Origin of the sequence: Salinivibrio sp. ML290, assembly GCF_001995695.1 — a bacterium.
In the GTDB taxonomy this organism is placed as follows: Bacteria; Pseudomonadota; Gammaproteobacteria; order Enterobacterales; family Vibrionaceae; genus Salinivibrio; species Salinivibrio siamensis.
Map to the genome: position 1 here is coordinate 78,435 of NZ_MUEY01000012.1, position 20,604 is coordinate 99,038.

20 protein-coding genes are annotated in these 20,604 nt (G+C 49.7%); 10 read left to right on the forward strand and 10 right to left on the reverse strand.

From position 1 onward, the window contains the following. Position 1 precedes the first annotated feature (1 nt). Positions 2–970, reverse strand: coding sequence for an ABC transporter substrate binding protein (locus BZG23_RS11820; RefSeq protein ID WP_046075964.1), 969 nt, complete (start codon positions 968–970; stop codon positions 2–4). A gap of 507 nt (positions 971–1,477) precedes the next feature. Between BZG23_RS11820 and nhaD the strand changes: the two genes are divergently transcribed. Beyond that, positions 1,478–2,908, forward strand: coding sequence for a sodium:proton antiporter NhaD (gene nhaD / locus BZG23_RS11825; protein WP_046075963.1), 1,431 nt, complete (start codon positions 1,478–1,480; stop codon positions 2,906–2,908). A gap of 110 nt (positions 2,909–3,018) precedes the next feature. Here the strand turns inward: nhaD and BZG23_RS11830 are convergent, their stop codons facing one another. From BZG23_RS11830 to BZG23_RS11845, 4 genes are read right to left on the reverse strand one after another with little or no spacing between them, the layout of a single operon-like run. Then, positions 3,019–3,459 (reverse strand): universal stress protein, encoded by a 441-nt coding sequence (locus BZG23_RS11830; protein ID WP_046075962.1) that lies wholly within the window; start codon positions 3,457–3,459, stop codon positions 3,019–3,021. A 21-nt stretch (positions 3,460–3,480) separates the two neighbouring features. Then, positions 3,481–4,764: a TRAP transporter large permease gene (locus BZG23_RS11835; protein WP_077579285.1), complete on the reverse strand. Its 1,284-nt coding sequence runs from the start codon at positions 4,762–4,764 to the stop codon at positions 3,481–3,483. Between the two features lie 16 nt (positions 4,765–4,780). Continuing rightward, positions 4,781–5,356, reverse strand: a complete 576-nt coding sequence (locus BZG23_RS11840; protein WP_046075960.1) for a TRAP transporter small permease — start codon at positions 5,354–5,356, stop codon at positions 4,781–4,783. A gap of 56 nt (positions 5,357–5,412) precedes the next feature. After that, positions 5,413–6,438, reverse strand: a complete 1,026-nt coding sequence (locus tag BZG23_RS11845) for a TRAP transporter substrate-binding protein (RefSeq protein WP_197075773.1) — start codon at positions 6,436–6,438, stop codon at positions 5,413–5,415. 589 nt (positions 6,439–7,027) lie between these two features. Here BZG23_RS11845 and ppiC point away from each other — a divergent pair. From ppiC to BZG23_RS11875, 6 genes are all read left to right on the forward strand, one after another. After that, the gene (ppiC, locus tag BZG23_RS11850) at positions 7,028–7,309 is read left to right on the forward strand and encodes a peptidylprolyl isomerase PpiC (RefSeq protein ID WP_046075958.1); all 282 of its coding nucleotides are present in this window, start codon (positions 7,028–7,030) and stop codon (positions 7,307–7,309) included. Between the two features lie 157 nt (positions 7,310–7,466). Beyond that, entirely contained in the window at positions 7,467–8,630 is a 1,164-nt protein-coding gene (locus BZG23_RS11855; RefSeq protein WP_077607051.1) for a GGDEF domain-containing protein, read from the forward strand. A gap of 222 nt (positions 8,631–8,852) precedes the next feature. Further along, positions 8,853–10,202 (forward strand): alpha-amylase family protein, encoded by a 1,350-nt coding sequence (locus BZG23_RS11860; RefSeq protein WP_077607052.1) that lies wholly within the window; start codon positions 8,853–8,855, stop codon positions 10,200–10,202. Positions 10,203–10,313: 111 nt separating this feature from the next. After that, positions 10,314–10,961: a hypothetical protein gene (locus tag BZG23_RS11865; protein WP_077607053.1), complete on the forward strand. Its 648-nt coding sequence runs from the start codon at positions 10,314–10,316 to the stop codon at positions 10,959–10,961. Further along, complete coding sequence (locus BZG23_RS11870; protein WP_046075955.1) at positions 10,958–11,716, forward strand: DUF3307 domain-containing protein; 759 nt, start codon at positions 10,958–10,960, stop codon at positions 11,714–11,716. The genes BZG23_RS11865 and BZG23_RS11870 overlap by 4 nt, the downstream gene beginning before the upstream one ends. A 204-nt stretch (positions 11,717–11,920) precedes the next feature. Then, complete coding sequence (locus BZG23_RS11875; RefSeq protein ID WP_077607054.1) at positions 11,921–14,080, forward strand: S9 family peptidase; 2,160 nt, start codon at positions 11,921–11,923, stop codon at positions 14,078–14,080. Positions 14,081–14,187: 107 nt separating this feature from the next. Here BZG23_RS11875 and BZG23_RS11880 read toward each other — a convergent pair whose 3' ends face one another. Next, positions 14,188–14,955 carry a siderophore-interacting protein gene (locus tag BZG23_RS11880; protein ID WP_077579364.1) on the reverse strand — a complete coding sequence of 256 codons (768 nt, stop codon included), beginning with the start codon at positions 14,953–14,955 and terminating at the stop codon, positions 14,188–14,190. 165 nt (positions 14,956–15,120) lie between these two features. Here BZG23_RS11880 and BZG23_RS11885 point away from each other — a divergent pair, with 165 nt between their 5' ends. From BZG23_RS11885 to BZG23_RS11895, 3 genes are all read left to right on the forward strand, one after another. Continuing rightward, positions 15,121–15,504 carry a cytochrome b562 gene (locus BZG23_RS11885; protein WP_046075950.1) on the forward strand — a complete coding sequence of 128 codons (384 nt, stop codon included), beginning with the start codon at positions 15,121–15,123 and terminating at the stop codon, positions 15,502–15,504. 38 nt (positions 15,505–15,542) lie between these two features. Continuing rightward, positions 15,543–16,274 carry a lipoate--protein ligase family protein gene (locus BZG23_RS11890; RefSeq protein ID WP_077607055.1) on the forward strand — a complete coding sequence of 244 codons (732 nt, stop codon included), beginning with the start codon at positions 15,543–15,545 and terminating at the stop codon, positions 16,272–16,274. A 65-nt stretch (positions 16,275–16,339) separates the two neighbouring features. Further along, positions 16,340–17,071 (forward strand): glutamine amidotransferase-related protein, encoded by a 732-nt coding sequence (locus BZG23_RS11895; protein WP_046075948.1) that lies wholly within the window; start codon positions 16,340–16,342, stop codon positions 17,069–17,071. 79 nt (positions 17,072–17,150) lie between these two features. Here the strand turns inward: BZG23_RS11895 and pcp are convergent, their stop codons facing one another. From pcp to BZG23_RS11915, 4 genes are all read right to left on the reverse strand, one after another. Next, positions 17,151–17,795, reverse strand: coding sequence for a pyroglutamyl-peptidase I (gene pcp / locus BZG23_RS11900; protein WP_077607056.1), 645 nt, complete (start codon positions 17,793–17,795; stop codon positions 17,151–17,153). Positions 17,796–17,869: 74 nt separating this feature from the next. Then, positions 17,870–19,009 carry a peptide-methionine (R)-S-oxide reductase MsrB gene (msrB, locus tag BZG23_RS11905; protein ID WP_077579294.1) on the reverse strand — a complete coding sequence of 380 codons (1,140 nt, stop codon included), beginning with the start codon at positions 19,007–19,009 and terminating at the stop codon, positions 17,870–17,872. A gap of 120 nt (positions 19,010–19,129) precedes the next feature. Next, positions 19,130–19,840 carry an LrgB family protein gene (locus BZG23_RS11910; protein WP_077607067.1) on the reverse strand — a complete coding sequence of 237 codons (711 nt, stop codon included), beginning with the start codon at positions 19,838–19,840 and terminating at the stop codon, positions 19,130–19,132. Positions 19,841–19,846: 6 nt separating this feature from the next. Continuing rightward, the gene (locus BZG23_RS11915; RefSeq protein ID WP_046075946.1) at positions 19,847–20,278 is read right to left on the reverse strand and encodes a CidA/LrgA family protein; all 432 of its coding nucleotides are present in this window, start codon (positions 20,276–20,278) and stop codon (positions 19,847–19,849) included. Between the last annotated feature and the right edge of the window lie 326 nt (positions 20,279–20,604).

Consider the following 20,604-nt stretch of genomic DNA (forward strand, 5'->3'; position numbering starts at 1 on the left):
ACTAGTCTACGATGCGTGAGGCGCGATCTAAGATAGACGCAGGCACCTCGAGGCCGAGTTTCTTAGCCGCTGCGCGATTGACAGCAAGGTCTGACCCTTCCGCCACTTTAGCTGGCAATGATGAAATCGGTTTGCCTTCCAGCACTGCGGCAACATAATCTGCGGTTTGTACGCCAACCGAGTAGTAATCAAAGCCTAATGCCACCACGGCACCATTAGGGGTATAAGAGGTGGAGCCGCCGATGACGGGTTTGCCGGCTGAATTGGCCGCTGCCACTAAGCCATCAATGGCACTGGCGACTGTATTGTCTGTTGGGGCATAAATCACATCAGACTGTGTCGCAACGACTTGTGCGGCAGACTGGACGTCGGCACTTTTTAGTGCTGTCCCTTCGACCACTTTAATCCCATGCTGCTGCGCCGCTTCTTTGAGAAGTTCGACTAAGGTCACTGCGTTTGCTTCGCCCGGGTTGTACACCACGCCAATAGAGGAAAGGTTGGGTAAAAGTTCTTTGGCCAGTGCGACGTGTTGTGCCACAGGGGAAAGATCAGAAAGACCTGTCACATTGCCGCTGGGGGCATCCATGTTTTTGACCAGCTTAGCGCCGACAGGGTCGGTCACGGCGGTGAAAATCACTGGCACATCACGGGTAGCGGCCGCGAGTGCTTGTGCAGAGGGCGTCGCAATCCCGACAAGTACATCCGGCTGTTCGCCGACATACTGGCGAGCGATTTGTACCGCAATAGCGGGGTTACCTTGTGCAGTTTGATATTTAAAATCGAGATTCTCGCCCTGGGTATAACCCTTGGCAATTAGCCCATCCAATAGACCATTGCGGGCGGCGTCAAGTGCCGGGTGCTCCACAATCTGAGAGACGGCGACACGCGCCGTTTCAGCCAGGGCGGAGGTGGTCGTTCCCACTGACAGCGCAGCCGCGCAGACGATGGCCGCGAGTTTAGGTGCTTTCATAGTGACTCCCTTCTTCGAACTATGCATCCCAGCAAGATAGCAATGATGCGTTTGCGATGTTGTGTAAGTGTTATTTTTTGGTTTTTTTCAATGAGGATGACTAAAATCATTCACTTTTTATTTAAATCTAGTCGATTTTTGCTGACTATGACAGCGATTACCAACTAGTAAGTTGATATTATTAATCTTGACAGTAACCCATGTCACCTCTTTTTTGCGGTTGAAACGCGCTTAGTAATAGACGTTAACGCCATATTTGTTAATATTATGTTCGCTTTTGTTCTGCGGTGACCTATCCGTGCAAAATAAACAATTGATACATTGCACGATTGCCACAGAGCACGCTTTTTAAACTGTCTTTTAATGGTGAGAAATGTGTCACCACGCCGAGGCGACGCGATTTGTCTCTATGGCGGGTGGTCGGTCAATAAACAGTCGGAAACAGGCTGATTAACACGACGTAATTGTCATATCACAAGTAAGGAAACAAAATTTGGAGGCTCAAGGATGAAGCGTTTGGTTGCGGCGTTGGCAATGGTATCGCCAACGGCTTTTGCCGCTACGACAGGAGAAGGGCTGGATTTAACTCAGTCTTGGGTGGGCTATGCGTCTTTGGCAATCTTTGCGGTTGCCTACAGCTTAGTGATGCTAGAAGAAAAGCTTCACTTGCGAAAATCGAAGCCTGTTTTGCTGGCGGCTGGCTTGATTTGGCTGCTCATTGGTTTTGCTTACTCTCAATGGGGCAATATGGCACCAGCGCATGCCGCGCTAGAGCACAATCTGTTGGAGTACGCCGAGCTATTGCTGTTCTTGTTGGTGGCCATGACCTATATCTCGGCGATGGAAGAACGGCGTTTATTCGATGGCTTGAAAGCGTGGATTTTGAGTAAAGGCTACGATTTGAGAAGCCTGTTTTGGATTACTGGGATCTTATCTTTCTTTATCTCGCCAGTGGCGGATAACCTTACCACTGCACTGTTGATGTGTACCATTGTGCTAAAAATTGGCGGTGATAACCCTCGGTTTATTAATCTGGCTTGTATCAACATTGTTGTGGCGGCAAACGCCGGCGGTGCATTTAGTCCCTTTGGCGACATCACCACCTTGATGGTGTGGCAGGCGGGCAAAGTGACCTTTGCCGAATTTGGGGCCTTGTTTATTCCGTCTGTGGTCAATTACGTGATCCCCGCCTTTATCATGTCGCTATTTATCCCACGTACACAACCGGATGTGATGCAAGAGCATGTCGAGCTCAAACGCGGCGCTCGTCGCATCATGGTCTTGTTCTTGCTCACTATCGCCACGGCGGTTGCTTTCCATGGCTTTATCCATTTCCCGCCGGTGATGGGGATGATGATGGGCTTGGCTTACCTGCAGTTCTTTGGTTTTTATCTGCGCCGCACACTGCCGCGCTCGTTAGCGCGTAAACGTGCTATCGCTGAGGCGAAGAATGACGAAGCGGCATTACGTCGACTGGGGTCAGTGGTGCCTTTTGATGTCTTCCGCCGCATTTCCCATGCCGAGTGGGACACCTTGCTTTTCTTCTATGGGGTCGTGATGTGTGTTGGCGGCCTTAGCTTGATTGGTTACTTATCGCTCGTCTCGAATGTGATGTATCTCGAGTGGAATCCTATTTGGGCGAATACACTGGTTGGGATTTTATCTGCGGTGGTGGATAACATTCCGGTCATGTTTGCGGTATTAACCATGAGCCCTGATATGTCGCACGGTAACTGGCTATTGGTGACGTTAACGGCGGGTGTTGGTGGTAGCTTGTTGTCGTTAGGCTCAGCGGCCGGGGTGGCCTTGATGGGACAAGCCCACGGCAAATACACCTTTTTTGGCCACCTAAAATGGGCACCGGTGATCATGCTCGGTTACCTTGCCTCTATTGGTGTTCACTTGGTACTGAATAGTCATTATTTCCACCTGCAATAAAAGCGCTGGGAACAGTGATAAAAAAGGCCAGCATCTTTCGATACTGGCCTTTTTCTTGTTGTGATGATCGAGTGTGCGTTACAACGCGCGGAAAACGCCATCACGGGTGATTAAACCACCATAGTGGGACAATGTGCCCGCCCTGCCACACGATGGGAGACACTGCCGAGAAACATACCGTCTTTGTCTGAGTGGGTGCCATGCGCGCCCATCACAATCAAATCCACCTCTTTGCTTTTCGCAAACTTGATGATGGTTTTGGAAGGGCGCCCGCCTTTGACAAATCCGCGCACACTCTCGCCACCGTTTTCGACTGCATGTTGTTTGGCTTGCTCAACAATATTGCGGGCGTATTCGCTCAGGGTCTGGTCTGGGATCTGCAGCCGATCGGGGCGAACCATCGATAGTGATGCCTCAAACAAACTGTGATGTTTAAACACACACAATAAGTAGAGCTCAGCATGGGTGAGTTGTTGCAACTCAATCGCTTTATCTAACGCATTTAATGCAGAATATGAGCCATCGACGGCAACCAGTATTCGTTTAAACATCCAATCACTCCTGTTGTTTAGTTACCCAAACGCAATATCACGCAGGAATAACGCAATCTGAGGGAACATCACCAGTAACGCCGCTGACAGAAGCAGCATTGCAATAAATGGCCCCGTTCCACGGATAACTTCCCAATAGGGTTTTTTGAAAATCGCAATAGCGGTGAAAATATCACAGCCAAACGGAGGCGTTGCTGAGCCGATCGCCACTTGCAAGGTGATCACAATCCCGACGTGTACAGGATCAAGACTAGTGGCTTCTATCGCAGGTGCAAATATAGGCGTGAGCACCAAGATAACCACAATCGGGTCAACGAACATACAGGCGACAAAAAAGGCAATTGAAATGGAGGCCAATACGCCCATCGGGCCCATTTCACTTATCCCCACTGCCTCGAGAATGGTTTGCGGAATTTGCGCGAAAGAAATGATCCAAGAGAAGCCATTCCCGACACCGACCAGAATAAAGACCACAGCGGTAATTAAGCCAGTTGAACGCGCGATCGTGAACACATCTTTGCTGTTTAGTGAACGAAAGACACCAAATTCCAAGATCATCGCATAAAGCACACACACCGCGGCCGCTTCTGTGGGACTAAAGACACCGCCATAAATCCCGCCCACGATAATCAGTGGGAACATCAGTGGCCATAACGCTTTTCGTGTAGCGGTAATCCGTTCACTCCAGCTCGCTTTAGGCTCTGTCGGCACTTTGTGGACAGTGGCGTAATACAAGCAGTAGAGCGAGAAAAAGGTCAGAATCATTAACCCAGGACCAATCCCGGCAATAAATAGCTCGGCAATGGAGGTTTCTGAGATCACCCCGTAAATGATCATCCCGATGCTGGGTGGGATCAAAAAGGCGATATCACTGGAGTTGATGATCAACGCGAGCGAAAAAGAGTCGCTGTAGCCTGCGCGAAGCAGCTTTGGACGCAATGCCGAGCCAACCGCAACGACGGTTGCCTGCGTTGAGCCAGACACGGCACCAAACAGGGTACACGAGGTGGCGGTACTGATCGCCAACCCGCCGCGGATATGACCAATAAAGGTCATGACCATATCAATCAAGCGGTTAGCAGATTGTCCCCGCGTCATAATATCGGCGGCGAGAATAAACATAGGAACAGCAATCAGTGAGGCAGGACGGATCCCTCCCAGCACTTGCTGAATAAAAGTATCCATTTGACCAACGCCGCCAAACATCATGTAAAAACCGGTTAGCGCGGCAGCAATCAAAGGGACCATCATTGGAAAGCCAAGCACGAGCAAGACAATCATGATGAGCATTAACGTCATGGCCATAGTGGTAGGTGCCTATTTAAACTTCACTTTCTGTCTCAGCGTAACCATCGAGGACGCCAGCGGAGAGGTAAACATCGGGCGAGGTGAGATTTTTATAGACAGTCAACCAGTACTGAATGCCGGTGACGATAAAGCCGAGTGGTACCCAGATATAAATCCACCAAATCTCGAAGCCAAGTGCTGGCAAGATACGACCGCGGTCATAAACGGAGACAATATATTGATAAGAAAAATACGCCAACACCAGCATGATAAGGCCTGTGATCAGCGCAATGCTTGTCATTAAAATTTTTCTACCTTTGAAAGGCAGGGTGTCATACAGGGCAGACATACGGATGTGGCGACCATGACGCGCCGCGTAGCCAATCCCTGCAAAGGTGATTAAAACAATTAAAATGCGATTGATTTCGCCAGAAAAAAACAAGCCCTGCCCAAAGCCAAAGCGAGCAATGACATTGACACAGGTATTAAGGGCCATTAGGAGCACACCTGCGGCCAACATAAAGGACTCGATTTTACAAATCAGGGTATCCAGTTTGCCAAGGAGGCCGGGAAGCTCGGAGTGGTACGTGAGAGAGTCGGAATCGGTCATTACGTATTCCTCGAGTAAACAGGCACCGCATGACACGGTGCCTGAGTGATTAGCGACTAGTTAGTAACAGCGTCCAAGTCTTTCTTAAACTGGTTAAGAAGTGCTTTACCGCTTTCACCGGTCATTTCGTAGAAGGTTTCCTCTACCTGTGGCGCACGTGCTTTAAACTTCTCAATTTGCTCATCAGTCAAGCGTGTCACAGTGACTTCATCACTCGATGATTTGATTTTCTCGAGCGATTTTTCAGCCAAGCCGCGAATGTGTTCAACCGTTTCGTTAAACGCATAGTCAGCGGCATCGCGGATCATCGCTTGCTCGTCGGATGACAAGCCGTCAAAGAAGTCTTTATTTGCCATTGAGGCGGTGGTAAACCAGCCGTGGTGCGTAAAGATCAGGTTAGGTGACACTTCGTACAAACCGCCTGACTCAATCCAGAAAATCGGGTTTTCTTGACCTTGAATCATATTGGTTTGAAGTGCGCCGTATACTTCACCCCATGGCAATGGCGTTGGCGTCGCACCAAAGGCTTCATACGTTGATGAAAGCAGTGGGTTAGTCATGACGCGAATTTTCTTACCTTGAAGATCGGCAGGCTCAGTCACAGGCTCGTCCGCCGTCATCACCATTTCGCCTTCAGGATACATTTTGAGCAGCTCAAGACCTTGCTCTTCATACAGCTCGGGGAAGTCTTCATTCACCGCTTTACTCTGACGGAAGAACTCAATCACGGTTTCCATATCCGTCGGCATCAGGTAAGGGATAAAAAAGATTTGTGCTTCTGGGATCAACGAACCGGTAAAGCCAGGTGATTGGTTTACAAACTGAAGGATACCTGCCTGCGTTTGTTCCATGATGTCGTCGGATTCACCGAGTTCACCGAAACGATAAATTTGCAGTGTATGCTCAGAGTTCTCCTCAATATATTCTTTGAACTTATGTGCATAGACGTCTTGCACGTCACCTTCGTACTCCTCGTGGGCATAACGCCAAGTGTCGGCATTGGCCATGGCTGAGAAGCCTAACGCGGCGGCAACGCATGAAATTGCAGTCAATTGCTTAAGGTGGCTGTAAATGGACATCATGTCCCTCCGATATGTGGATTAGCTTTCACTCGTGGTTAACGAGAGTGTGATTGAGATCGGTTTCTCATCGAGTGAGGTGGCAGCAAGTGCCTGTCTCTCCTATACCCGTAAAAGCATCTGCCGATGTTTCTAAACAAATAGCAGATAATACAGACAGCTTAACCATCAGAGGTGTAAATATTAAAGTCAGATGAATATCAACGTGCCAGCAGTGTGATTTAGATCTCTTTTTGATACTTTTTATGACGATAAACGCGGTACTCCATAACGTGTTCTTTTGCATTAAAATGCGATCAAATCAGCGTTTTAAGGGAGCTATTGCAATAGCGACGGATAGAAATCAAACGTGATTGAGCATGAGTAAACTCAATAGAGCTGGCATTAAAAAGGCTGGGGGAAGCCGCTTTTTTCTAGTTTATGCTTCCACCTCTAAGTAATCTGTGCTTGTTTTTCGCGCTAACCGTCATACTCGCCGACATCATTGCTTAGACTCCCTTCGCGCGCTTCGGCGCTGGTCGACGCACAATTCTTGTTAGTCAGTTGAAGAAATCCGGTATACTGAGCGGCTTTAATTTCATGAGGCATCCCGATGGCCAAGAAAGCAGCAGCCCTTCACATACTGGTGAACGATAAGTCGCAAGCAACCTCTTTGCTTGATCAGCTTAAAAAAGGTGCAAACTTCCAAACGCTCGCGAAGAAGTACTCGCAATGCCCCTCGGGTAAGCGAGGCGGGGATTTAGGCGAATTTCGTCGCGGTGACATGGCACCCCCTTTCGATAAAGCCGTATTCAGTGGTGAGTTATTGCGCCCGCTTGGGCCGATAAAAACCAAATTCGGCTGGCACATTATCAAGGTCTTGTATCGCAACTAATCCTATCGCTCACGATCTATGGATAGCATCGGCGCGAGGACGCTGAAACTGTCATAAAGATTAACCGCCAGAAATTGAAGCCGCGCACATTGATTGGCGGTAAACGGCCACGGATTAAGTGGTAAAGTTAAAGCACGCCCTAATTAACGTATCTCTGATGTTTAAACTCGATGCACCGACACTGCTCATTACTCTGACTGCAATCCAATGGCTGCTAGCGGGTTTTCTATTAGTACAAAACCGCAAAGAACCAGGGATTAACGGATGGGCACTCTCGCTTTTTATTCATGGCTTTAGCAACCTATTCTTGTTTGCCCGTCCTCACCTTCACCCTTATTTAGGGATCGTTTTTTACAATGCCTGTGTGATGGTGGCATTTTCGTTCAGCCACTGGGCGTTGGGGCAAATTTTTGCGCGCGACGTACCGCGTTGGCTGTTGGTGCTACCTGTTATTCTGTCTGTTGTATCGATGTCGTCATACCTTGATGACATCGGGAGTCGTGTGGTTTACGCGAGTTTGATCGTCAGTTTGCAGTTAGGGCTGATGACACAAACCATCGCGAGTAGTACGAACACAGGGGGCCAGCGTTTAAAGCATTGGCTCATCATGGTGATGGGTGGATTCAGTGTTGCCTATGTAGGCAGGGCGACATTTGCACATCTCTATCCTGATCTATTTACGCAACTGCTGGGCACCTCGCTGTTACAAGCAGGGCTGATTTTGTCGGGCATCGCCTATAGCGTGATCAATACCCTGATTATCTTTCTTTATAAGCTGGAGCGCGTGCACGAGAAACTCCACCGCGAAGCGACTCGAGATAGCTTAACGGGGCTGTTTAATCGCCGCGCCTTTTTGGCAAGAGCGAAACGACGTGTTGATACCGCCGCTTTTCCAATCAGTGTGTTGATGATTGACTTGGATGATTTTAAAGCCATCAACGACTCATTCGGCCACTCGGTTGGCGATAAAGTACTGATACATTGTGCTAGCGTTTTCGAACAAGTTATTGATGACCAAGGTGTTGTTGGACGTTTGGGGGGAGAGGAGTTCGCAGTCGTGCTGCCTTACTGTGACAGTGCTAATGCGCAACAGTTGTCTGCAGAGTTGCTGAATGCTATTCAGAACAGTGGCTCAACGCTTGAAATGAGCTTGTCTGCCAGCATTGGAGTGACGACCACCACCGAGGTGCTCGATATTGATTGCTTGTTGGCGCAAGCGGATGATGCCCTTTATTGTGCCAAGCATGAAGGGAAAAACACATTTAAAGAGTACACTCCTACACGCCATTCCTTGAGCAAAGCTGGTTACGAACCAGCTTGAAGAGCCAAACCTATTTCGTCCCTCACTGTTTTGGCATCCGTTATACAGGCCAATGAGGGTTTCTTAATCCTCCGCGAAACACTGACTACGCCTTGCTTATCATCCTCATACAAGTGGCCAAAGGAGGAGGGCGGCATGCGTATAGCGCTTATAATTTTGACTTATTGAATAAGCCCCATAACGGCAACACACTCGATGCGCGAACGCGATGAGGAGAAAGACATGAACGGCTTGCAAGATCCCCAATCATCAGGAGCCAACGTTATCTTACATGCTTTTGATTGGAAGTATGCGGATGTTGCCCAACGTGCCGCGGAGATCAGGGCGCTAGGGTATGGCTCGGTGCTCGTATCTCCCCCGATGAAAAGTGAGCAAGACGAACGCTGGTGGCTGAGATATCAACCTCAAGACTATCGTGTGATTGAAAATGCACTCGGTAACACCACGGACTTTAAAGCAATGGTTGAAGCGTTAAACCGTGTTGGTGTGCTTACTTACGTCGATGTGGTCTTCAATCATATGGCCAATGAAGCGCATGTTCGCAGCGACTTAAATTATCCCAGCCAAGCGGTGAGGGCGGCCTATCACGCGCACGAAGACCACTATCGCACACTGACCTTGTTTGGTGATTTATCCGAGCCACTCTTTACTGAGCATGACTTCGTCGAAGCATTTGGGATACAAGATTGGAAAGATCGGTGGCAAGTACAAAACGGGCGTATTAGCGGCGGGGCGAGCGATCCGGGATTGCCAACACTGCGTGTATGTGATCATGTGATAGCGCAGCAACGCGCCTATCTTAAGGCGTTAAAAGCCATTGGCGTAAAAGGGTTTCGGATTGATGCGGCTAAGCACATGACACTAGAGCACCTCAAGCGCGTATGGACCGATGACATCACCCATGATGCGCATATTTTTGGAGAAATCATCACCGACGGTGGCGCGAGCAAAGCAGAGTATGAATTGTTTCTTGCTCCCTATTTACAACAGACGTGTTTGGGCGCTTACGATTTTCCGCTTTTCTCAACGCTCTACCATGTTTTTTCCAACCAGGGCAGCCTTAAATCATTGATTGACCCTTATTGCTTCGGGCAAGCCTTATCGAAAGGGCGTGCAATCACTTTTGCCATTACCCATGACATTCCCAACAATGATGTTTTCTTGGATTTGGTGATGGACGAAGCGAGCGAGTGGTTGGCTTACGCGTATATCTTGGGGCGTGATGGTGGCGTGCCCCTGATTTATACCGATCTTGATACTAGTGGTATCAAAGGGGGAGACGGCCAACCACGCTGGAAAAATGCGTGGAAAGATCCAAAGATGGTGACAATGATTGCCTTTCATAATTTAACCCATGGTGAGCCCATGCGTGTCTTGGAAGCGACCGATGATTGGCTGGTGATTCAACGGGGCGAGGCAGGCATATTGGTGTTAAATAAATCCCTGGAGCCACAATCACTCTCATTGACGCTGGAAAATGATTGGCGCGATATGCTCACGGGTATCACGGCCTCGAGTGGGCAGCGAATTGATGTTGCAGCCCAGTCGGCGATGATGCTCGTGCCGGCGTAACGACGAGGTCGCGCGATGCGGTCTCGCTTGTCGTTTTGCTATTTTTGGGTAAATTTGTACTTTTTGCCAAAAAAAGCTAAATTTGCCGGAGTTAGTTAACAGGGATAAGTGATGGCGACAGAAAGCAAGGCACCCATTGCGGTGATCAGTGGCGATCTGGTGGATTCAACCGCCTTAAATCGAGATGAGTATGAGCGAGTACTGGCGCAAATCAAAACCATACAAGCTCATATTTCACAAGCGCATTGCGCCAATCAGCACAGCATTATACGCGGTGATGAGTTTCAATCTGTGATCCATGATGTAGCGAACGCGCTTCACTATGTCGTGATGTATCGTGTCGCCATCAAAGCACTGGGAAAACCGTTTGATTGTCGCATCAGCTTTGCGATTGCCGAGCAAGCGGATTTGCGTGAGGCGGTGTCAGAGTCAATGGGACAAGCGTTTGTACTATCTGGTCGCGGCTTAAAAGCAATGAAAAACCAGCGGCTGGCCTTTTTTTGCGCCAATGCCAATCTTGAAGACAGATTTGAATTGTCGATCCGTTATCTTGACCGGCAACTCAGCGATGCGACATCTCGTCAATGCGAAATGATGTTGCCTTTATTACAGCGCGATCAATCACTTGCGTACGGTGAGTTAGCGGCCGCACTTGGAGTCGCGAATGCAACCGTGAGTAAGTCCCTTAAAGCGGCGGGCTGGGGGCTTATCGAGGCATTGTTGGCCGAGTTTCAGCAAGCTGTGGAGGCGCAAGTATGATGGCCTTCCTTTCTTTGCTGGTTCCCTTGTTACTGACCCACCTTATTTATGATTTCTATCTACAGCCTGCGAATTGGTGGGCGAAATCGACACCACGCGCACGAATACTGGATTGGGCGGTTGCACCGCTCCTCTACGGTTTATGTTTACTGGTGCCAGCGGTGTTTTGGACCCAGCACGTTTCGCCGCTATTGGGTGTATTGCTGGTTGGCATGGTGACCAAGTGTGTGGTGGCAGTGTTTGATGGCCAACTCGTCGCGCAGTCATCACTGGCCCGTTTCACGGTTAGCCAAGGCATACACCTTTTGGTACTAGGGCTAATTGCCCTGAGTTTTGTGGCGCAGCCACCTTGGGTTGGACTGACCGAGATGCCTCTGTTTAGCGAGCTCGTCGTAATTGGCACAGGCTATTTATTGATCTTAAAGCCGACATCAGTATTGATTGGTCACGTGTTACAGCGCTTTACGGTCACGTTGGACTCACCCTCTGATCATCAACACAATTATCATGGCCTCGTGGCTGCGGGGGCGTTGATTGGCTATTTAGAGCGTATTCTGATCCTGACCTTTACCTTGCTTGGCAGCTATACCGCTGTCGGTTTTGTGCTGGCAGCCAAGTCGATTTTCCGCTTTGGTGAGCTGACGCGTTCTGCCGATCGCAGCCTAACTGAATACGTTTTAATTGGTTCGTTATTGTCGGTAGTGATCACGACATTAGTGGGCGTTGTGATCACACAAAGCCTCACTTTGTTATAATTAGCCTTTTATGGCTAAAAGATAAGAATTAGCTGTTTTAGGCTTATAATACGGACTGGTATTAAGAAACGATGCGTCAGCCAATTGTTTGGCGAACGATAAAAAGAATATTGTTTATTGGAACTTGCTTAATACCCTCAGGTCAGTAAAGAGATGCTTGTTTGTTAAATTACTGTTATGGCTAAATAAACCTGAAGGAAAAGTATGTCCCGATACATTTTACTCACCGGAGCACTGGCGGTGTCTTTGCTCTCAGGGTGCAGTTTTCAAGGAGAGTCACACGTGAAAGCTTCCAGCCCAGGCGAACTGAGTGCGCCTGTCGCGAAAAAAATCCCTCATGAAATGACCATTCACGGCGACACGCGCGTGGATAACTACTATTGGATGCGTGATGATGCACGCCAAGATCCTGACGTGATCGCCCATCTTAATCAAGAAAACGCCTATGCCGATCAGGTGCTCGCGCACACTGAGCCAATGCAGGCCAAACTATTCGATGAAATCAAGGGGCGTATCGTCAAAGACGATGCCTCGGTCCCGGTCAAAAAAGGCAGTTATTTCTACTCCAGCGAAGTGGAAGGCGATAATGAATACCGCACTTACGTGCGTGCGAAAGACTTTGCCGGCACCGACAAAACGGTAATTTTGGATGTCAATGCGCTCGCGAAAGGGCATGAGTTTTACAGCATTGGCCAACTGAGCGTTAGTCCAAACGAAAACCTATTGGCCTATGGGGAAGATACCCTCAGCCGCCGCGTTTATACCATTCAAGTAAAAGACCTCACCACCGGTGAGTACCTCGATGATAAGATTGAAGGCGCCTCGAGCAGTATTGTGTGGCAGAACGATAACCAAGCCTTCTACTATATCAAAAAAGACCCGCAAACCTTGCTGGGGTATCAGGTGTATCGCCACCGTTTGGGCACCCCGCAATCCGCTGATGCGTTAATTTACGAAGAAACGGATACCAGCTACTACACCGGATTGAGCAAAAGCAAAGACGGTGAGCAAATCTTTATTTGGCACGCTAGCACTGAAACCAGCGGCGTATCGCTCGTGGATGCCAATGATCCAAATGCCACCGCCGAAGCATTTTATCCGCGAGAAACTGGCATCGAATATGAAGTGGCAAAGCGTGGTGAGTGGTATTACATCTATACCAACTATCAAGCGGTGAACTTTCGCTTGATGAAGGTACACCAAAGCGAGCGTGACGATCGTAGCCAATGGCAAGATGTGATCGCGCCAAACGATAAGGTGCAGTTGGTTGATTTTACGCTATTTGATAACCACTTGGTCTACGAGCAGCGTGAAAATGGCTTGCCGCGCACTACGGTGCGTAACCTCACCACTGGGGAGGAATATCAGCTTACGTTTAACGACTCGGCCTATGCGTCTTACCTGACCGGCAATGCAGAAATGGACAATTCTGCGGTGCGTGTGTATTACACCAGCTTAACCACACCGGGCACGTATTACGAGTTTGACTTGGCGTCGGGCGAGCGTGAAATGCTCAAACAAAACCAAGTGCTGGGCGATTTCAACCCAGACAACTACCAATCCGAGCGGGTGATGATCACCGCACGCGATGGCGCGCAAGTGCCTGTGTCTTTGGTGTACCGTAAAGATCGCTTCAAAAAAGACGGCACTAATCCGCTCTATCAATACGGCTATGGCTCCTACGGCGCGACCATGGAGCCCATGTTCTCCACCACGCGTTTAAGCCTGCTAGATCGCGGTTTTGTCTTTGCTATTGCCCATATCCGTGGCTCTGAAATGCTAGGTCGCCCTTGGTATGACGATGGTAAAAAGCTTACCAAAAAGAATACCTTTAACGACTTTATTGATGTGACCAAAGCGCTGACTGCGCAAGGCTATGGCGATAAAGACAAGGTGTTTGCCGTCGGCGGCTCAGCAGGTGGCTTGTTAATGGGGGCGATCATCAACCAAGCGCCAGAGCTTTATTTAGGGGTGGCCGCGCATGTGCCGTTCGTGGATATCGTCACCACCATGTTGGATGAGTCGATTCCATTGACCACCAACGAGTATGACGAGTGGGGCAATCCGAATGACAAAACCTACTATGAATACATGCTCAGCTATTCACCATACGACAACGTCACCGCGCAAGATTACCCCAACTTGTTGGTCACCACAGGCCTGCATGACTCACAAGTGCAGTACTTTGAGCCAATGAAGTGGGTCGCGAAACTACGTGAGTTCAAAACCGACAACCATACGCTGGTGTTTAAAACCGACATGGAAGCCGGCCACGGCGGCGCGTCGGGGCGCTTTAAGCGGATTAAAGAAGATGCATTAGAGTATGCCTTCTTCTTCGACTTGCTCGACAAGCAGGGTAACTAAGTTGACGACTAAACGTTGAAGATCGAAAAAAGCGCCGCTATCGGCGCTTTTTTTATGCGGGATAAGACGCGATAAGCACGCTCACTGCAGGTAAAAAGTGGTCAGGTTTACTGATTGTTCTCCGCATCTTCGCGCTTGATCACTTTGTGGCCTTCTTCGGTCACGCCATTTTTCCAATAGCTGCTGATGTAGATAAACTCACGCTCGACGTCATGGTCATTGCGGAAATATTGGCGCAGTGCGCGCATACTTTCAAATTCACAGGCACACCACACGGACACTTGCCCCGCTAACCAAGGCTGTGCTTTTACCGTTTCGGCCAATGTCGGTGTGGTTAGCCAAATAATCTCCATGCCAGCGGGAGCGTCGAGTGGTTGGGCATCCTCCTCGGCATCGAGCTGAACCACCGCATAGCCTTTGGCATCGCGAGGCAAGGTTTTGATCTTGGCTGATAGCGCGGGCAACGCGGTCATATCGGCAACCATAAAGAACCAATCCGCATCTTGATTAATCGGCGCAATCGTCCCAGGGCCGGCAATGTTAATGGTATCACCCACTTGGGCATTCAGTGCCCAGCGCGCGGCAAAGCCACAGTCGGCTTGCTCGATTTGATGGCGAACCATATCTACTTCAATTTGCTGCTGGCTAGGCATAAAGCGGCGAATGGTATAAGTGCGCATCACAGGGCGCTCGCCTTCTGCTAATCCGCTCAGATCTGTGCTTCCCGCTTTATCAAACAGCAGCTTGATATAGCCGCCTTCACACTCCGCTGGGAAGCCCGCGAAGGCGTCGCTTTGTAAGGTCAAGCGTTGCATATTAGGTGTGACGGTTTGGGTATCGATAACGTGAGTGAGGTGATAGTTTGGCTGTTTCATATTATCTAACTTAAAATCATTATCATTTACAACTATCATACCATCAGGATATGGAATGTGTAAGTGCTTTACATTGGTTTACGCTTCTTCGCTGGGCAAGACCGTGAGAAATGGGTAAGATGGCGGCACAATATTATTACTAAAAAACAATCAGATGGAGCAAAAATGAAGAAAGTCATACTCACGGGTGCGGTGGCGGTGCTGCTGTCGTTGAACGTCTCGGCCTCTGAGCTCAAGCCGATCATGAAAGAAATGAAAATGACCTTTAAAGAGGCGGCGAGTGCACAAAGTATCGAAGCCATGCAAGCGCCGGTTGCGAAACTAGAAATCCTGGTCGCGAAAGCCAAAGCAGGTAGCTACCCACCGGAAAAAGCGGATATCTTTATGGAAGGGTTCGATAAATTGGCGGTGACCTTGGATAAGATTGATACGGCACTGAGCGAAGGCGATCTCGACCAAGCAAAACAAGGGATGCGCCAAATCGATGCCTTGCGTGAAGAGTACCACGACAAACGCAACCCAAGCATTTGGCAGCGTTTGTTCGGTTAATAGCCGAATAATAGGAATATAACGATAGCGAGTGCACGATGGCGACTCAAAAAACGATTTTGCGTTATCCCTCGCTGTCGGTGGCGTCTGCATTTGAGAAAGAGCAGGCGCTGATCCGCCGGATAGAGCAGGGCGAACTCAACGAGGCATTACTGCTTTGGCAGCCAGATGCGCAAACCTTGGTACTGCCGGCGGGTCAAAAATGGCCACAAACCCCTGAGTTGCGCCGCGCGTTATCAGCGTTAGGTTGGCAAGTGCATAACCGCCAAACAGGCGGGGCGCCGGTGCCGCAACTGCCAGGGGGGATTAACGTGTCTTATCTGACGGTGTGGCCGGCTAACACGCCTTATCATATCCAGACGGCTTACCAGTATTTTTGCACCATTTTACAGTCTTTTTTCCATCAGTTAGGCATTGCAACGACGGTGGGCGACACGCCCGGTTCGTATTGTGATGGTGACTACAACCTCAATATTGCCGGCAAAAAAGTGGTGGGAACTGCCCAGCGTATCCTGCGTTTAGGCGCGGGCGATGCCAAACAAACGGTGATGCTGGCGCAAGCGTGTTTGCTGATTGATGCGGATTGCCAACATATTGTTGCCCCCGTGTCGCTGTGTAATCAGCTTTGTGGTTACGCCGATCGCATTGAGGCCAAGGTGCATACTCCATTAGCCGCGCACCTAGATGAACTGCCGGCAACCGAGCAGCTGTTTCAGTTGCTGACGCAAGCGTTTGTGGCGCGCCCGCCACTCGTGGTGGGCAAGGCTTGAGGCCGACGCTCAATATAGTATGCTTAGCCGCAATCGTGCGTAAAACAAATCCCAAGGAGTGAGGAATGCGCGTCCATCTTGTTATTCACGAGGCGTTTGAAGGCCCAGGTGCCATATTAGATTGGTGTGACGAGCGTGCCTATCATGTGACCACCAGTCATTTGTATCGGGGCGAGCCATTGCCGGAAAGCGGTGAAGGCATTGATCTACTGGTGGTCCTCGGCGGGCCGCAAAGTCCAGATACGCCACAGTCTGAGTGTCCGCATTTTGATAGTCAGCGCGAGCAAGCGCTGATTAAGCAGTGTATCGAGCAAGGCAGTGCGGTATTAGGGATTTGCCTCGGCGCGCAACTGATTGGTGAAGCCTTGGGCGCACCGTATCAGAAAAGTCCTGAGCCCGAGATTGGCTACTTCCCCATCCAGTTAAGCGAAGATGGCCATATCGACGAGCATATCCCGCACTTTGCGCCGCAAGAAATTGTGGGCCATTGGCACAATGATATGCCGGGGCTGACACCAAACAGTCGTGTACTAGCCAGCAGCGAAGGCTGTCCGCGACAGATCGTGAAGTACGGACCAAGGGTGTATGGTTTTCAATGCCATCTTGAATTGACGCCGCTGGCGGTTGAAGGCTTACTGCACGCCGCCTATCCAGAGGGCGAGGCCGCTAACAAACGCTTTATTCAAGACCCTGCCTCCATTCGCGCCTTTGATACGGCACCGATGAATGCGCACTTGTTTGCCTTTCTCGATAGCGTGCTAACCGACAACGATCTCGTCACTGAATGGCTGTTTTAAGCGACTGGGTTAGGAGCACGGTAATCGCAACTGTGCTCCGTCTTCGAGGCGCTATCGTCCGAGCGCCATCTATCTTGCGTTAGTGCAACATGCCTTCACACACGGTGGTGACATCGTCATCCAATAAACTCAACTCAATGGCTATCTTGATCGCCGCCACCACATCACCCACTGGCATGCTCGGGGCGCGGTGCTTACACGCTTGTGCTGGGCTGTAGGGAATATGGATAAAGCCGGCGCGTACCTCAGTATGATGAGCCAGCGCATGCATCAAGCCATAAAACACGTGATTACACACAAAGGTGCCCGCGGTGTAAGAAATACTGGCAGGGTGATGGGCTTCGTTTAACGCGTTCACTAAACGGTTGAGCGGCAAGGTAGAAAAATAGGCATTGGGCCCAGATGACACCACCGGCGTGCCATGTGGCTGCTTACCGGCGTTGTCGGGAATAGGCGCATCTTGATAATTGATCGCTACTTTCTCCAAGCTTATCTCAGCGCGACCACCGGCTTGGCCAAGAGCGATCACCATCACCGGACTGAGCGATTCCAACGCGCTGTGTAACGTCGATAAGCTGTCTTCAAAAGTGCAGGGCAGCCGCACGGCTTTAACGATGCACTCCTCATTAGGCTGCCAGCCTTCTAATGCTTTTGACACTTGCCAAGACGGATTGTCACTCTCGCCGCCGAAGGGTTCAAATCCAGTGATCAATATCGTGTGCATCCAATGCCTCGCGTAAAAAAGCGGTATAGCTTTACTCTACCGCAGGTTTACAAGCCAATCACGCACTGGTAGCGTTATTCAAACAGATAAAGATAATCCTCATAACCCGCCTCGGCCATTTTATCGACCGGCACAAAGCGCATCGCGGCTGAGTTCATGCAATAGCGCAAGCCGGTGGGTGCGGGGCCATCTTCAAACACATGGCCAAGGTGCGAATCGGCAACCTTGCTACGGACCTCGGTGCGCGTGTAGAACAGGGAGTTATCCGGCTTGGTAACCACATACTGCTCATTGATGGGCTGTGTGAAGCTCGGCCAGCCGGTACCGGATTTGTATTTATGGGTGGAGGAAAACAGCGGCTCACCCGAAACAATATCTACATAAATCCCAGCTTGCTTGTTGTCCCAATACGGGTTGCGGAACGCGGGTTCGGTACCGTCTTCTTGCGTGACTTCGTACTCAATGTCTGACAACATCGCGCGAATTTTTTCATCCGAGGGGCGCGAGTAGCGGGTGTTCGTTGCTGTCATCTCTTCCGCTTTTTGCGCATCAATCATTTCTCGCAAGGTGACCGGATTGTCTTTGCGATCGTCACCAAAAATCTCGTCCAGATACTGGTCACGCCCTGAGGCATAGCGGTAGTAGCTATAGCGAATGCTGTGGTTTTTGTAGTAATCCTGATGATAGCTTTCTGCTGGCCAGAATTTCTCGAACGGGATCAATTCGGTTTTCAGCGGCTTTTTGAACACGCCTAACGCTTCAATTTCCGCCATAAAATCCGCGGCAATTTGTTTTTGTGTTTCAGAGCGATAAAAGATCGCGGGACGATATTGCGGGCCACGGTCAACGAACGAGCCTTGGTCATCGGTGGGGTCGATATGACGGAAAAACTGATCGAGCACCTGTTCGTAATCCACGACTTTTGGATCATAGGTGACATCAATCACCTCAATGTGGCCACTGGTGCCGGACGAAACCTCTTTATAGGTGGGATTTTCAAGCTCACCGCCTGAGTAGCCAGATACCACATCAATCACGCCGTCGAGTTTTTCAAGATCAGCTTCCGTACACCAAAAGCAGCCGCCGGCAAGGGTCGCCTTTTGGTAGCCTTGCGACGTGGTGGCAGTGTCTTTCACCGCCGCATAACTTGCTATCGATAGCAAACTGAACGCTGTGAACGCGATAACTCGCCACATTGATTTGTGCTGTTTCATGATCGCCTCGTTATTGGGGTTGGTGAGGATAAAGACCTGCGCGCTAAGCAGAAACTTTCATCCTCTCCCACTTTTCTGTTGTTACAGATAACGTAGCGCAGAAAAGCTCTTAGCGATCACCTACCAAAGCAGCTGACCCAATATAGGCGCAAGCAACACAGTGACCATGCCGGCAATCATCATCACCACACTCGACACCACCCCTTCGGCATGGCCGATCTGATAGGCTTTAGCGGTGCCCGCTCCGTGTGCCGACGCCCCMAAACTTGCGCCGCGACCTAAGCGCGAGCGAATCGCAATCACGGTCAAAATACTTTCACCAATCGCCATGCCAATCACCCCAGTGAGAACCACAAACAGAGCGGTGAGATCGCTTTGCCCGCCAATCGCTTTGGTGGCTTCTACAGCAAACGGTGTGGTGATTGAACGCATCGCCAAACTGCGTTGTAGCAGCTCAGACAGCTCAAAAACCCGCGCTAGCACCACGGTACTGGTAATGGCGACCAGCACAGACACTGTGACGCCTATCGATAGTGACAACCAATGGCGGCGGATGAGCGCGCGGTTATCATACACGGGGACCGCAAACGCTACAGTCGCTGGGCCCAGCAGCCACAGCAGCCAGTACGATTGCGCCATGTAGTCTTGATACGGGATATTAAACCCAACCACCACCGCGACAATCAGCAAGGGCGCGAGCAACAATGGCATTACCAGAATGGAGGGATGACGGCGATACAGCCATTTGCTCATGTAATAAAAGCCAAGGGTCATTAAAAAGCAGGTAACGCTTAATAACGAGGCGTGAAGCCAAGCAGGTAAAGCAGACATCATGGCTTAGCACTCCGGTTTTAAATCAGGGTGGTGCGTGTGGTGATGGTTACTGCGGCGGCGCGCCATTTTAACCTCAAAACGATACACTTTATCGACCACCCAAGCGGTTGATGCAATTACCATCGCGGTACTTAGAATCAGAACAACCATGATCTTACCGCCTTCTTGCAGCAATAAATCTTGGTAGTTGACCACCGCCACTACCGCCGGCACAAAAAACAGCAACATCTCCGCTAACAGCCACGCTGCCCCGCGACGTAACCAATCGGCACGGACAATTTTCAACATTAATGCACCTAACAACAGCAACATACCGGTGAGGTTAGCCGGTAGTGGAATAGCAAAGGTTGTGACCAACCAATCAGACAAAAACCAAATGCCTGCTAAGACAAAGACTTGCAGTAAGGTAAGTAAGGCGTTTTTAATCAATTGCATCGAAGGCGAGCCAAGAATCTGTGAGATGGCTCATAGTTTACGTCTTAGCAGAGAGTGAATAAAGTGACTTTTTTTTATTTAAACTATGCCAAAATGGCATGATTTGTTGAGCGATAAATCTGCGTTAGCGACGACCTAGTCCCGTGAGGAATCAGTTTTTCGTCATACATGCCTGGCACTAAAAGTTAAACTATGTTTTCATATATATCCTTAAAGATAATTTATAGTTTCATTTTTATGGGCAGTCCGTCATGTTGTCTTTGACAAATCGAGTCTTAGCAGATTGTCTTTGATTTCTTTTAAATGTGAAACTATATTTTTACATA

Excerpts from the sequence above, each read along its gene's own strand:
- BZG23_RS11820 (WP_046075964.1), bottom strand. The coding sequence starts at position 970 with ATGAAAGCACCTAAACTCGCGGCCATCGTCTGCGCGGCTGCGCTGTCA.
- nhaD (WP_046075963.1), top strand. The coding sequence starts at position 1,478 with ATGAAGCGTTTGGTTGCGGCGTTGGCAATGGTATCGCCAACGGCTTTT.
- BZG23_RS11830 (WP_046075962.1), bottom strand. The coding sequence starts at position 3,459 with ATGTTTAAACGAATACTGGTTGCCGTCGATGGCTCATATTCTGCATTA.
- BZG23_RS11835 (WP_077579285.1), bottom strand. The coding sequence starts at position 4,764 with ATGGCCATGACGTTAATGCTCATCATGATTGTCTTGCTCGTGCTTGGC.
- BZG23_RS11840 (WP_046075960.1), bottom strand. The coding sequence starts at position 5,356 with ATGACCGATTCCGACTCTCTCACGTACCACTCCGAGCTTCCCGGCCTC.
- BZG23_RS11845 (WP_197075773.1), bottom strand. The coding sequence starts at position 6,438 with ATGATGTCCATTTACAGCCACCTTAAGCAATTGACTGCAATTTCATGC.
- ppiC (WP_046075958.1), top strand. The coding sequence starts at position 7,028 with ATGGCCAAGAAAGCAGCAGCCCTTCACATACTGGTGAACGATAAGTCG.
- BZG23_RS11855 (WP_077607051.1), top strand. The coding sequence starts at position 7,467 with ATGTTTAAACTCGATGCACCGACACTGCTCATTACTCTGACTGCAATC.
- BZG23_RS11860 (WP_077607052.1), top strand. The coding sequence starts at position 8,853 with ATGAACGGCTTGCAAGATCCCCAATCATCAGGAGCCAACGTTATCTTA.
- BZG23_RS11865 (WP_077607053.1), top strand. The coding sequence starts at position 10,314 with ATGGCGACAGAAAGCAAGGCACCCATTGCGGTGATCAGTGGCGATCTG.
- BZG23_RS11870 (WP_046075955.1), top strand. The coding sequence starts at position 10,958 with ATGATGGCCTTCCTTTCTTTGCTGGTTCCCTTGTTACTGACCCACCTT.
- BZG23_RS11875 (WP_077607054.1), top strand. The coding sequence starts at position 11,921 with ATGTCCCGATACATTTTACTCACCGGAGCACTGGCGGTGTCTTTGCTC.
- BZG23_RS11880 (WP_077579364.1), bottom strand. The coding sequence starts at position 14,955 with ATGAAACAGCCAAACTATCACCTCACTCACGTTATCGATACCCAAACC.
- BZG23_RS11885 (WP_046075950.1), top strand. The coding sequence starts at position 15,121 with ATGAAGAAAGTCATACTCACGGGTGCGGTGGCGGTGCTGCTGTCGTTG.
- BZG23_RS11890 (WP_077607055.1), top strand. The coding sequence starts at position 15,543 with ATGGCGACTCAAAAAACGATTTTGCGTTATCCCTCGCTGTCGGTGGCG.
- BZG23_RS11895 (WP_046075948.1), top strand. The coding sequence starts at position 16,340 with ATGCGCGTCCATCTTGTTATTCACGAGGCGTTTGAAGGCCCAGGTGCC.
- pcp (WP_077607056.1), bottom strand. The coding sequence starts at position 17,795 with ATGCACACGATATTGATCACTGGATTTGAACCCTTCGGCGGCGAGAGT.
- msrB (WP_077579294.1), bottom strand. The coding sequence starts at position 19,009 with ATGAAACAGCACAAATCAATGTGGCGAGTTATCGCGTTCACAGCGTTC.
- BZG23_RS11915 (WP_046075946.1), bottom strand. The coding sequence starts at position 20,278 with ATGCAATTGATTAAAAACGCCTTACTTACCTTACTGCAAGTCTTTGTC.